Source organism: Hallella absiana, from assembly GCF_025457485.1.
In the GTDB taxonomy this organism is placed as follows: Bacteria; Bacteroidota; Bacteroidia; order Bacteroidales; family Bacteroidaceae; genus Prevotella; species Prevotella absiana.
On the sequence record NZ_JAMXSP010000050.1, the window covers coordinates 1 to 12,246 of the forward strand.

Annotated in this window: 12 protein-coding genes and 1 pseudogene; 9 read left to right on the forward strand and 4 right to left on the reverse strand. The window is 45.0% G+C overall.

The window, feature by feature from the left end; all coding sequences use genetic code 11:
* Nucleotides 1–303 precede the first annotated feature (303 nt).
* Genes NG346_RS13735 through NG346_RS13750 form a run of 4 tightly spaced genes read left to right on the forward strand, consistent with a single transcriptional unit; the run spans nt 304 to nt 2,888 of the window.
* Nucleotides 304–693, forward strand: a complete 390-nt coding sequence (locus NG346_RS13735; protein WP_262281205.1) for a helix-turn-helix domain-containing protein — start codon at nt 304–306, stop codon at nt 691–693.
* 3 nt (nt 694–696) lie between these two features.
* A complete protein-coding gene (locus NG346_RS13740) occupies nt 697–852 on the forward strand; it encodes a hypothetical protein (protein WP_262281206.1) in 156 nt (51 codons plus the stop codon).
* Nucleotides 824–1,924, forward strand: coding sequence for an AAA family ATPase (locus NG346_RS13745; RefSeq protein ID WP_262281207.1), 1,101 nt, complete (start codon nt 824–826; stop codon nt 1,922–1,924). The genes NG346_RS13740 and NG346_RS13745 overlap by 29 nt, the downstream gene beginning before the upstream one ends.
* Before the next feature lie 55 nt (nt 1,925–1,979).
* The gene (locus tag NG346_RS13750) at nt 1,980–2,888 is read left to right on the forward strand and encodes a toprim domain-containing protein (protein ID WP_262281208.1); all 909 of its coding nucleotides are present in this window, start codon (nt 1,980–1,982) and stop codon (nt 2,886–2,888) included.
* A gap of 94 nt (nt 2,889–2,982) precedes the next feature.
* Here NG346_RS13750 and NG346_RS13755 read toward each other — a convergent pair whose 3' ends face one another.
* Nucleotides 2,983–3,189, reverse strand: coding sequence for a hypothetical protein (locus NG346_RS13755; RefSeq protein ID WP_262281209.1), 207 nt, complete (start codon nt 3,187–3,189; stop codon nt 2,983–2,985).
* 156 nt (nt 3,190–3,345) lie between these two features.
* Between NG346_RS13755 and NG346_RS13760 the strand changes: the two genes are divergently transcribed.
* The 3 genes from NG346_RS13760 (at nt 3,346) to NG346_RS13770 (ending at nt 6,341) form a co-directional block, all read left to right on the forward strand.
* On the forward strand, nt 3,346–4,029 hold the full coding sequence (locus tag NG346_RS13760; protein WP_262281210.1) for a hypothetical protein: 684 nt from the start codon (nt 3,346–3,348) through the stop codon (nt 4,027–4,029).
* A 592-nt stretch (nt 4,030–4,621) separates the two neighbouring features.
* Nucleotides 4,622–5,008, forward strand: coding sequence for a plasmid mobilization protein (locus tag NG346_RS13765; protein ID WP_262281211.1), 387 nt, complete (start codon nt 4,622–4,624; stop codon nt 5,006–5,008).
* Nucleotides 5,009–5,027: 19 nt separating this feature from the next.
* Nucleotides 5,028–6,341, forward strand: a complete 1,314-nt coding sequence (locus NG346_RS13770; protein ID WP_262281212.1) for a relaxase/mobilization nuclease domain-containing protein — start codon at nt 5,028–5,030, stop codon at nt 6,339–6,341.
* Nucleotides 6,342–6,345: 4 nt separating this feature from the next.
* On the opposite strand, the pseudogene NG346_RS13775 reads toward NG346_RS13770, so the two are convergent.
* From NG346_RS13775 to NG346_RS13785, 3 genes and pseudogenes are all read right to left on the reverse strand, one after another.
* Nucleotides 6,346–7,041: pseudogene (locus NG346_RS13775) on the reverse strand (DUF1848 family protein); the annotation flags it as partial.
* A 162-nt stretch (nt 7,042–7,203) separates the two neighbouring features.
* Entirely contained in the window at nt 7,204–7,365 is a 162-nt protein-coding gene (locus tag NG346_RS13780) for a hypothetical protein (RefSeq protein ID WP_262281213.1), read from the reverse strand.
* 297 nt (nt 7,366–7,662) lie between these two features.
* On the reverse strand, nt 7,663–8,952 hold the full coding sequence (locus NG346_RS13785) for an IS1380-like element IS614 family transposase (RefSeq protein WP_005813368.1): 1,290 nt from the start codon (nt 8,950–8,952) through the stop codon (nt 7,663–7,665).
* A gap of 149 nt (nt 8,953–9,101) precedes the next feature.
* Here NG346_RS13785 and NG346_RS13790 point away from each other — a divergent pair, with 149 nt between their 5' ends.
* Both NG346_RS13790 and NG346_RS13795 read left to right on the forward strand, forming a co-directional pair.
* A complete protein-coding gene (locus NG346_RS13790; RefSeq protein WP_262281214.1) occupies nt 9,102–11,420 on the forward strand; it encodes a TonB-dependent receptor in 2,319 nt (772 codons plus the stop codon).
* 178 nt (nt 11,421–11,598) lie between these two features.
* Nucleotides 11,599–12,162: an RteC domain-containing protein gene (locus NG346_RS13795; protein WP_052484764.1), complete on the forward strand. Its 564-nt coding sequence runs from the start codon at nt 11,599–11,601 to the stop codon at nt 12,160–12,162.
* Nucleotides 12,163–12,246 lie beyond the last annotated feature (84 nt).

Sequence of the window (12,246 nt, forward strand, 5' to 3'; positions counted from 1 at the left end):
ATGAAAGCCTTCAGGTCATGCCTGAAGGGAATAAGGGATATACCCTTCTTTTTCTATAGATGTGTTACTGTCTTTGGTTAGGCAGCGGCATCTGCCCGCCACGGACAATCCCCCTTGGGCCTGAACCGGACAGCAAGGACGACTACCGATTCCACTATCCTAATGATAAAATTCCTGATTCCTCTCAGCCATTGAATGAATCTTCTGATTATTAGATGATTACTTGCTGTTGCCCAGCGTAACCATTTGGTCAGCGTTCTATCTTTTCCGACCTTTGCACCATCATTTTAATCATAACAAAGAATGGAAAAGACTGAAGCAACATTCAATGAGATTCCCCAAGCCCTCGACTCCATCCTCGTGAGGATGGAGAAACTCGAGGGCATGATTTCCGACATTCACAGCATTCACAAGCGTCAGACGGAAGCCGCTACGCCTCCGCCCGACCTTCATGTGCCCATGAACATCGACGACATGGTGGCCTTCTCACGCATGAAGAAATCGACGGTGTACTACCATATTGACAACAACGGCCTGCCTTGTGTCAAGGTCGGCAAGAACCTCACCTTCTTCAAGGACGAGGTCGTCGTGTGGCTGGAGTCCTACAGAAAAGGAATTCCATTTGAAAAGATGAACGATGAAATCATGGCTTCGCATCGGCGCAAGCCCAATAAATCAAGACTTAGCATATAGGCTATGACAGGAAGAATAGAACGACATGGCACCAACCGGCACCGTGGCAGAAAGGCATACACGGAGGAACAGCTTCGGGAAATGATAAGGAAATCGACCATCAAGGTCGGAGCGGCAGACAAGGAAGACTATGGAACAGAACAAGGAACAGACGATTGACACGACCCAGATGGGCATGCTCTTCAAGAGCGAGTTCTCCGACAAGCAATTGGAAGCCTATCTCAACCAAGGCAAGATAAAAGCATCGGAGCGTCCTGACAATCCCCCGCAGATACTGTGGGTGGACGACTGCACGATCGCGACCTTCGGCAACTTCAGTGCTTCGACGGGAAAGGCGAAGAGCAAGAAGACGTTCAACATCTCGTCCATCGTGGCGGCGGCGTTGAAGAACGACCGGGTGCTGAACTACCGGGCGTGCCTTCCCAAAGGCAAGGACAAGATATTCTATTTCGACACAGAGCAGAGCCGCTACCACTGCCACAACGTCCTGTCGAGGATCCTGCGGCTGGCCGGACTGCCGACCAACAAGGACTGCGACCGCATCACCTTTGTAGGACTGCGCGAATATACGCCTTCATTGCGTATCAGTCTCATCGACTATGCGCTGCGCAAGAGCAAGGGCTACGGGCTTGTCATCATCGACGGTCTCCGTGACCTGATGTACGACATCAACAACGCCAAGGAAGCCACTGATGTCATGACCATGTTGATGGCGTGGACGAGCAAGCACAACCTGCACATCCACTGTGTGCTCCACCTCAACAAGAACGACAACAACACCCGTGGGCATATCGGAACCGAACTGGAAAACAAGGCGGAGACGGTGCTCGTCATCAGCAAGGATAAGCAGAACACCAACATCAGCGAGGTCAGGCCGATGCACATGCGTGACCGGGAATTCTCCTCTTTCGCCTTCAGCATCAACGAAGAGTCTATGCCGGTCTTGGAGGAAGGCTACCACGTGACCGTCGTCAAAAGCAAGGACGTGCCGCTAACCTCATTGAGCGAGGACATCCACCAGGAAATACTTGGTGAGTACTTTGGTAGCCATGTGCCTCCGGCTAAATACACGGAACTGGTTGATACGCTCCGAATGGTCTATGCCGGGAAAGGTTACAAGAGAGGCACCAATGCCGTGAAGGCCCTCGTGAAAAGGCTGATGGAGAAAGAAGTCCTCACCAAGGACCCCGACGGCTATCACTATCACGACAACTTCTCCACTGCCGACTAAGTTTAAGGTTTAAGTTTAAGGTGTATATATATAATAAACTCAACCCACAAATAAAATGAGCATAGAACAAGCAATTCAAATCAGTCTGGTGGACTTTCTTGCCAGCATGGGATTCCATCCTGCGCAAGTCCGCGGTTACAAACTATGGTATCTCTCTCCGTTCAGAGCCGAGAGCAAGCCGTCCTTCAAGGTCAACGTTGAGATGAACCTTTGGTATGATTTCGGCGAGGGTGTTGGCGGAGGCATCATCCCGTTGGCCAAAAGGTTGTTCGGCACCGACGACATCGCTGCCATCCTCAAGCGCATGGAGACCCAGCCGGGTATCCCTGTCTGCGCGATACCCGCAAGACCTCCATCTGTCAAGCGAAAAGAGGAACCGACAATGAAGAATATCCATAGTCAACCGCTGACTCATCATGCACTTGCAGATTACTTGGCCAAGCGTTGCATCCCGTTGGAGATTGGCAGATCATACTGCTGTGAGGTACATTATGAGATTCATGGCAAACGCTACTTCGCCCTTGGCTTCCCCAACAGCTCCGGCGGCTATGAGCTTCGCAACCCGTACTTCAAGGGCTGCATGGGGCGCAAGGACATCACCATCCTCAAAGGTGAGGAAGTTAAAGAACTTGACACCTCCTGCTGCCACGTCTTTGAGGGCTTCTTCGATTTCCTCTCCTTCCGTGTACTGCAAGCTATGGGCAAGCTGCGGCTGCCAAGCTATGGCTCGACGCACTACATCATCCTCAATTCTGTCAACAACCTCGGAAAGGCACTGAGGGAAATGACACATATAGAGCGCATCTTCACCTACCTCGACAACGACCAGGCTGGACGGAAAGCGACAGAGACTATCCTCGGTCTCTATGCACCTCGCACTGTTGATCTCTCCTTCATGTTTGAGGACCACAACGACCTGAACGACTACCTGCTTCATCTCAATGCAGAAGCCAAGAAACAGTAGATTTCATACGATGACAATAGATTAAACAACGACAGGAGGGACACTCCGCGATGGAATGCCCCTCCTACAATCTCAAGACAAAGACATGAACAAATTAATTCTTGCTCACCCTTTCCCTACGGGGAAATATACTGCGGTAGACTTTCTCGATGAGCCAATGGAGAAAGAAACCGAGATAGATGATTATCGACATCAGAATAAAGCCGATGAGTTTCAGGAGGCCTACAAGAAGGTAGTAAGCGAGTACGATGATGAACGTGATGATGAACACATACACGAAGACGAGGGCTGCTACTGCCATGGTGATTTCTATTTGAGGGTGAATGACTATGTTTGTAAACTCTTACTCTTATAATATATATACAAAGATACGAAAAATAATTGAATAATCCAAACCATATACAGTATTTATTTAGCTGATAATCAAATGATTTGTTAATGATTCAATCGTGAACTTATGGATATAATTTACAACCCAAAACACCCCACAAGATCGTTGCTTACTTTCAACGTATTCTTTCGTGAGGACACCTCCACAAGGCAGTTCCTCAAGTCAATTATCGCTAAGAATCCAGAGCACTGGGCGTTCTTCCGCAACGTCTTCAAAGGACGGGCAGAATGCAGTTTGACCCTCGTTGACCGCTCTATCGAGACCCCTTTCCATTGCCTGCTCGTAGCCGTGCTGTGCAAGCAGCTAAAAGAAGAACTTGGCATCAACTTCAAACGCATCAAGCTAATGCTCAGTCCTCTTCATGAGGAAGTTGTCTGTCCGACAGTCTGGCCTAACACGCCATTTGTCACCACTGACGACCGCAATGATTTCTTGCAGAAATGCTTCTCAACTATTCTTGGCCAGGCACCAGTCCTTATGACCAAACGCAACCCTATATTCTGTCGTGACATGAAAATCTCATCACGTGACTATACCTTGTTCATACGTGTTGAAGGTGGGGTGGCTCATGGATGGCAACTGGCTGGTGATGGTATTAGCATGTTGACCCCTCGAATGCTTTTGGAGAAGTGTGATGACGACTTGACTTGCCAAAATATCTTTACACATGCCTTTAGCCGTAATGGCGTTTTCCTCAACTTTGACCTGCTAACAAAAGCTCCTCAATGCATTCTTTCCGCAGACAGCTAATGTTGACCCTCACCATGTGTCGATGTGTTGACCCTCGACTTGTGTCGACGTGTTGAACCTCGACTCGTGTCGATGTGTTGCCTCTCGACTTGTGTTGATGTGTTGACTCTCGACTTGTGTTGATGTGTTGACTCTCAACTTGTGTCGATGAGTTGACTCTCAACTTGTGTCGATGTGTTGACTCTCAACTTGTGTTGATGTGTTGACTAAGTCGATGTGTTGAGATAAGACCTGTGTCGATGTGTTGATGTGTTGATAGTCGACTTTCCGCCTTTTATTCCGCAATAATTGCGTATTATCGAAGGAGGGTTGAACGTCGGACGATACACAAAGAGCAGCTGGAATGCACCATTATAACGAACTTTTAATCAGGAAAATATCATCATATACTTAGCAAAACTGTGACAACGATAAATCATTCATTTCATGGCATGGAGGAGTCATTCATGAGTAGCAAGTTGTACTTTTGTACGTACACCTCGGTTACCACCTCGGTGCACTTCAAAAGTCACTTGCCAGCAGAGCTGGGGAGGAAAAACGGTCGCAACTCCCTAATCCTTATTAGATGAACCATAAACCCATCCAACCACGTATGAAGAAGAAATGTATCCGTTTGGAAATCCGTCTCACAGAAGATGAGTCTCAGATGTTCCAGAACAAAGCGAAAAATTATGGAGGAAATGTGAGCGCCATGGTACGTGATGCCGTCCGACGCTTCGACGACAAACGGACAAGAGGGAAGATAGAGACAATGGAGGCACTCCTACAGTTCTATAAAAAATATCAACAACAGCTCTCGTGGTTGGGAGGTAATTTCAACCAGTGTATGCACCGGGCTAATGAGCTGGCCATAGAAGGTGAGCTTAACGAAAGTTACTTCCGCTGCATTCTAATCCCTGAGACTCGAAATGCAATCCAAGCAATAAGGAGCATCAAGGCTGAGCTGGATGCCATCCATGACAAGCAAGAAGAGGCATAAACCTTTTGACCCTTTTGATATGATTATCACCATTCTTCCGTCATCGGCTAACTTCCATGCCGTCGCCTACAATGAAATGAAGGTTGAAAAAGGTGTGGCTACGCTCTTAGAGGCTCAGAACATTCTTGGACTTAGACCCGAAGCCTTCACCACCGAAAAGCTCCGGCAGTTCTTTATAGACTACTCTTTACGGAACACACACATCCAAAATGCCCAGTTCCATGTGGCTGTCAGCTGCAAGGGAACGGAGTACACCCACCAGCAGCTTCTCGATATTGCCCACCGTTATCTCAAGGAGATGGGTTATGCTGATGAAGGACAGCCACTGCTGGTCTATGCCCATCACGACACGGACAACAACCATATACATATCGTCACATCCCGTGTGGCGCCCGATGGTCATAAGATAGACCACAACCATGAAAAACGCCGTTCAAGAGCAGCGACGCTGAAAATTATGGAGGAATATACTGGTCAAAGGCAGGAACCTGATGTCAACGACATTGCCAAAGACGCACTTACTTATCGATATACTTCCAAAGCCCAATTCTGTGCCATCATGGAAAGTCTTGGCTATGAATGCAAGGATGACGAAGAAAAGCCGATGGTTCATCTCTACCGAAACGGCGAAGAGTTAGGTACGATACAAGTGCAGCTCATTATGCGGCACGCATTGAAAGAGAACAAGCCCGATGACAAACGTCGCAAACAGCTACGTGCCATCCTGCAAAAGTACCGCAACCTGTCTGCAAACAAGGATGAACTTGCAGCTCACATGAAGCGTAAGTTCGGTGTCAGTCTGGTCTTTGTCGGTAAGGCTGACACACCTTATGGATATATCGTTGTCGACCACAAGAACAAAACGGTCTTCAAAGGTGGTGAGTTTCTCAGCATCAAAGAACTTCTCCAGTTCGAGGATGCCGCCACCCGCTTTGCAAAGATTGAGAAGACGATTGACGACCTGCTTACCGACAACCCGAAGCTTACAACGGCAGACATCAACCGCGTCCTCTATCGGCAGTTTGGTACGCGCATCCACAGAGGAGCGGTATCATGGAATGGTGAGACCGTCAATCTGCGCGAGTCAGTTGTCCGTCAGCTCCATGACAACTACTTGGAGTCAAGAGGCATTGTCAAACACGTTAGCACTCATCAGCCAAAGGCAGAGAAGCCACGGCATTCATCTCTCCCAGGTTCTAATCCTAATATCAGTAATATAATGGACAGCCAGGCTGGATCTAAGGATGCTAATCGTGAAAATGAAGTCGGCCATGGCATGAACGTGAATGACGTGGACGACGAGCAGAGCCAGCAGGCTAAGTGGCGGCGATAGACGGTTAGAATAACCTGGGCTCTTTGTCGAGGTAGCTTTCCTGATATAGAGGGACAATCTTGTCAGTGGGCAATAGATGTCCTATCATCAATGGAGAATGTGGGTCGTGAAGAGCATAATTCTCCTTTGCCTTCTCATGGTCGTAGTTAGCATAGCAGTACCGGCAGCCGTTGATGCAGGTGTTGTAGTCGCCGAGCCCCCGGCTCTCCATGCACTTACAGCCGGGACGGTTGCCTTTCTCGGCTACCTTTTTGAAATGCAGACCGAGTGAATGCTCGTAAATAGCCCGTGTCATGCAGCCACAGTTATGGATGCCGTATTGTTCATAGCTCTCCTTGGTCCCACAAGTCTGAATATACAGATGGTGCTTGGCGGCAATCTCACCCAATCCTCTTGCAATCTGTTCTTTCTGCAGTTCTGTAATCGGCAGCAGTTCCGGCATGTGCAGCTTCTTATACCACACCACAAAACTGAAAAGGCAGCGGTCAACGTATGGCGCAAGCCTCCTGGCCATATCGTCGAAGGTCTCGAAATGTTGTTCTATCGTATATTTGTCGGTCAGCAGGACAGGGTCGTACCGCCAGATAATTTTCTCCTTCCCGACCAGTGCCGACAGATCTTTTAGCGTCTCAATGCTCTCGTCAATGCTGGGCACGTTTGGCTCTATGTCCTTCCCATAGGCGGTGATGGTGTAATGGAAATGGAATAAAAAGCCAAAGACACCCCAATATTAGCCCAAATTTGGCACTAAACGGACGTGGTGGGATAGTTATCCACGGGAGATGAAATAATGGCTTAAAACGCATTTTTAGGGCAAATAATAGAAAAGGGCGTCATCTTCTTGGTGACACCCTTTTTCTATTTACTTTCTGAATTTAGTTAAGCCCTCAGATATGGCGGTTAACACGTCCACGTATCCTTGTAGTACGCCTTCCTGCCCCTCAGATAGATTTTCGAGGCTCAACAGCTCACCGCAGACATCATTAAGTTTGTCTGCAATTCTCTTTAATTCTTCCATTTCCATGATTGATTTGTTGTTGTTGGTATGTATAGGGGTAGCGTTTAACTACCCCGTGTTAGTTGCTACATTGCTACACTCAGCGTCGTATTATTAGCGGTATTTTCCGCAGCTTGCAGAGCGTCGAATATATCCTAAAATCCGCAACTATCATCCAATACACGATTAAGGGTAGATTTATGAGTCGTTAGTAGCAGCTTTCAGTAAAAAGCAACAGCACAACATCAATATGTAGCCACCATCCCCTTACCCCACGATGCGACTTGAGGTAATACGCAGATTCAAACCGGAAAGAAAGGATTCTTATCCGAATTCTGTTTTGAAAGGTCTTGCATAAGCCCGGTTTTCTGTATAGATATTCAGCACGTATTGCCTTGCTGTCATGATCCACTTGGCAGGTACGGAGATGAAGCTGAAGACAAAAGCCTTTATGCGACTCGTTTCCTTGAGCCCGAAAGCCTTGGTGTCAAGCTTGCTAATGATGGTCTTATAGAAATTGTGTATCAATGCCGTAAGCAGAAGGAATACGGTGTTCTCTGACATGAACGACTTGGGGAGCCTGTTCCAGCCGAATCCGTTGTTCATATCATCGAATATACGCTCTTTGCCCCCACGCTTGTTGTAAAATTCGACGATGTCTCTTGTTGATGAGTCATAATCGTTGGTAAGAATGCATCTGTAGGTGTATTCACCTTCCCACAAGTCAAGCTCTCCATCCATGCGCTTTTGTCTCTGAATGACAAGACGATAGCACTTGCCTTCCCATTTCTCAACAAGAATGGAATTGAGTTCAAACTGGATGCCGTTGATTTCCTCCGTCTTCCATCCCCTCAGTGAAAACAAGTCATCGTAGAGCGAACTGCATCTGTTGGCGCGGATGTAGAAGTGCGTGCAATGCTTCTCTATCTCACTGACAATTTCCTTCGAGCACGAACCACAGTCGGCTCTGAAGCGATTCACACGGATGCTGTTGGCTTCCAGTAGGGCAAAGAATCTCTTGTGGGTCTCAGCCTGATAAAAGCGCACATTTGTGTTGCCATCGCTGTTCTCGACATAGACAATCATGTCACCGATGACATATACGCCAGGTCTGTAGCCGAGGAACTTCTTGTATGTCGGTTTTGCATCATACTTCTCTGTTTCAAGGAACTGATGGTCGAAATCAACATCGTAGGTTTCCACCTCATTCAGTTCACCAGTGGAAACCAAGGCTTTTATAAGCAAGGCGTTGAGCTTGTCTGCCGTATTGAAATCATAGGTCTTGCCCTTATCGGAAGTATATGAGATGTTTTCCTGTGTCAGTTCCTTGATGGCTCTGAGGATGGTATCAGAGCTGCATGTGCGCAAGGTCGGATGATACGAGAGATGACGCATCAGATGCGATGTTACATCCTCCACGCATGAACCGCCACAGAAGTACACGCTCATCAGAGAACGAATAATTTCGCTGTACTGATATCCGATGATACTGCTGCATCTCTGACCAAGTGTCTGGTCGATAATAGGTGAAAGCATGGAGTCAAATTGCTCCATGATTGAAAAAATTCCTCCAAAAGGTGTGAGTTTTTCAGATTTTATTTGTACCTTTGCCATGTCTTGTTACGATTTACGCTTGTTTTGATTTGCAATACTAAGATAAGTGAAAAATCTGACATGGCAAAATCCTGAGCAACTTTTTGTTGCTCAGGAACTTATAAATAAAGTTAAATCAAAGTGTTGCGGAATTAAGGAAGAAAACAAGTATGGACTTTAATAAAGCTCGATTATTATATCTTATCGTATTTTTCCTGTATTCCGGCCTAAGTGTGTCCGGACAATCGATTCATGTTTCAGGAAGAGTACTTCAACAAAATACGCAAACACCTGTTGAGTTTGCTAATGTCGTTCTATTCAAACAAGATTCAGTCTTTCTGAAAGGAACAACGACAGACACTATCGGAAGATTTGAATTTGAAAATCTTCCCACAGATAATTATGTGCTGTCAGTATCCTGTTTAGGATTTGAAACAAAGCGGATTTTGATACAGAATCTGACGGAATCAGCACAAATAGATGTGTATTTGAATAAAAATGTTTTGTTACTTGGGGAAGTGGTGATTTCTGCTTCTTCCACAATAAACAAGATTAACCAACGGATTGTGTTCCCGACAAAATTGCAAATCAGCCATTCTGCCAACGGAATGCAATTGCTGAATACAATGATGCTTCCCGGCTTGAACATCAATCCGATGCTGAATACGATTTCATCATCCGACGGCGGGAAAGTCATTTTGCAGATTAACGGCGTAAATACCACGCCGGAAGAAATTCAGACCTTGCAACCCCGCCAAATCAAGCGGATAGAATATTCGGATTATGCAGGTATCCGATACGGACATGCTTCCAAAGTTATCAACTACGTGGTAGTAAGGGATGATAAAGGCGGTGTTGTTGGTGTGGATTTGATGAACTCGCTGAATATCCTTGCAGGGGGCGATGTTTTCTTTGCCAAATTCAACAAAGGAAAATCGGAATATGCTTTGAACTACACCGCAACGTTTCAACGCATCAACACGAATAACAGAAATCGCACAGGTAGTTATCAGTTTGAAAATTCATCCCCTATATTGAGGGAAGAAATCAGTGCCGGAGGTGATTATTCGTACCAAATGCATGATTTTTCGCTGACATACAACTATCAGCAGAGCGATTCGGCTTTTTTCAATGCCAAGTTGAAATATAATCTGAGCAATCAGCCTCACAACGATTTCAACAGTTTTCTAAAAGAGAATGGCACGGACAAAGGGTTGATTTTTGACGGAAGTCAGCAAAAAATTAATGTTCCTACCATCGACTTGTATTACCAGTATGGTTTACCCAAAAATCAGAAAATATATGCTAATGTGGTGGGGAGTTATGCGAACGCAGCATCTTCGCGGAATTACTGCGAATACAACGATGTTGATACTCTTTTCAGCGAACGTTCGGAACTGTTTTCCGATAAATATTCACTGATTGCCGAAGGCATATACGAAAAAGGATTTGCCCATGGAAATTTGAAATTCGGGATAAAACATATTCAGTCGTTTACAGAGCAGACAATTAATCAGGGCGAGGAATTCAAATCGGATTTGAATCAGGCGGAATCGTCGGTTTTTGCAGAGTGGTTTTATAGTAAGGGCAAATTCAGCTATAGCTTGGGACTTCGCCTGAATCGCCTGCATTTTTCCAATGTATCTGTTACCAAAAGCTATTACCATTTCTTACCCAAAGCGATGGTTGGCTATCGGTTCAGTGATAATTCTTTTATCCGGTATGATGCGGAGATGAGTCAAACGAATCCAACCCTGATGGAGTTGGCCGACACGGAAATCCGTCTTGACTCGTATCTTGCCGAGAAAGGGAATCTGTTGCTTCAACCGTACCTGAATCTGAATAATAATTTATATTACGAAAACAGAAAAGGGTTGTTCGCTTTCAATGCAAGCCTGCATCATCACTACAAACACAATCCTATCATGGAATCGAAAAGAGAACATGGAAATGTGTTCCTGACAATGCCCGAAAACATGAAAGATTGGAATAAGTATAATGCGGAGATAACATTGAAAGTAGGGATGATAAAAAACTTCCTGCAATTTTCGGTTACAGGAGGCTTCAACCACTTTGACAGTCGTGGGAACAACTATTCGCATACCCATTCTAATTTTTATTACAGGGCAGATGTTTTGGCAATGTATAAGAAATGGATGCTGATAGGCCAGCTACAGCCTTTTGACGAAAGGTTATACGGCGAAACCGTCATAAAGGATGGTAATTATCACTACTTGGCTATCCGGTACAATGCGACTAATTTTTCTTTTGGCATAGGTGCGTTCAATCCGTTTAAGAATGTTTCCCGAACCATTATGGAAAACAAAAATGCACAAGCGCCTTTCCGAAGAGAAAGTTTTAGCGATGCATCCCGAATTCTCGTTGCCACGCTCACTTGGAATTTTAATTTCGGAAAAACTCATCTTGTCGGTACTAAATCGCTGAATAATCAGGATACCGACTACGGAATCAAAGGAAGTTATAAGTAAGATTAGGTGTTGATTTCAACAAATTCTGTATTATGTATTTCTGGCAAATCTATCACTAATTATCTTTCAGCGACATGTTGTTGCTTCGCGTTCACTGAATCCTATCGGAATTCAGTGAACGCCTTTGTGTGTCGTCAACTGACGATATCATCCTTTTTTTTACTCAAAATCAATAAAAATGAAAGATAAGATAAAAAACATTGCAGAAAAATTAGAACATCAAATCAGGATGCATGAACTCGATTTAAATGACAGGATTAAAGATATTCCTCAAATAATATTGCTGTTGGAACAGGGGTTCTCGGAATTGAAAGAAATAGTTTCGTTTTATAAGTTCAAAAGTGAAATGGATGAAATATTCTTTTTCAAGATAATAAAACCCAAGTTTTTTAGTAAACTAATCTATTACAGGAAAGTGTATAACATCGAAATGATGCGCCCCAACGGACAAGATTGTGTGCTGAAAAATTATTTCATCAATGAACTGAATCAGTTAGAGAATTTCTACAATAAGAACATTGATTTCTATAAATACTACCGTTCGGGAAGTACGCATTTGGATAAGTACTTTTTTCTGAGAGGAAAACAAGATATTCAAATGACAATGGAAACATTTTATTTTGAAAGAGACCCTAATTTTTCTACGATTTGCGATTTTAAAGTTGCAAAAATAGTAGCAAACGAAATGTTGCGAATTTATCTGAATCCTAAAATCCGCAACTATCATCCAATACACGATTAAGGGTAGATTTATGAGTCGTTAGTAGCAGCTTTCAGTAAAAAGCAACAGCACAACATCAATATGTAGCCACCATCCCCTTACCCC

Coding starts and splice junctions, on each gene's coding strand:
- NG346_RS13745 (WP_262281207.1), top strand. CDS start 824: ATGGAACAGAACAAGGAACAGACGATTGACACGACCCAGATGGGCATG.
- NG346_RS13755 (WP_262281209.1), bottom strand. CDS start 3,189: ATGGCAGTAGCAGCCCTCGTCTTCGTGTATGTGTTCATCATCACGTTC.
- NG346_RS13740 (WP_262281206.1), top strand. CDS start 697: ATGACAGGAAGAATAGAACGACATGGCACCAACCGGCACCGTGGCAGA.
- NG346_RS13790 (WP_262281214.1), top strand. CDS start 9,102: ATGGACTTTAATAAAGCTCGATTATTATATCTTATCGTATTTTTCCTG.
- NG346_RS13780 (WP_262281213.1), bottom strand. CDS start 7,365: ATGGAAATGGAAGAATTAAAGAGAATTGCAGACAAACTTAATGATGTC.
- NG346_RS13785 (WP_005813368.1), bottom strand. CDS start 8,952: ATGGCAAAGGTACAAATAAAATCTGAAAAACTCACACCTTTTGGAGGA.
- NG346_RS13735 (WP_262281205.1), top strand. CDS start 304: ATGGAAAAGACTGAAGCAACATTCAATGAGATTCCCCAAGCCCTCGAC.
- NG346_RS13765 (WP_262281211.1), top strand. CDS start 4,622: ATGAAGAAGAAATGTATCCGTTTGGAAATCCGTCTCACAGAAGATGAG.
- NG346_RS13760 (WP_262281210.1), top strand. CDS start 3,346: ATGGATATAATTTACAACCCAAAACACCCCACAAGATCGTTGCTTACT.
- NG346_RS13770 (WP_262281212.1), top strand. CDS start 5,028: ATGATTATCACCATTCTTCCGTCATCGGCTAACTTCCATGCCGTCGCC.
- NG346_RS13750 (WP_262281208.1), top strand. CDS start 1,980: ATGAGCATAGAACAAGCAATTCAAATCAGTCTGGTGGACTTTCTTGCC.
- NG346_RS13795 (WP_052484764.1), top strand. CDS start 11,599: ATGAAAGATAAGATAAAAAACATTGCAGAAAAATTAGAACATCAAATC.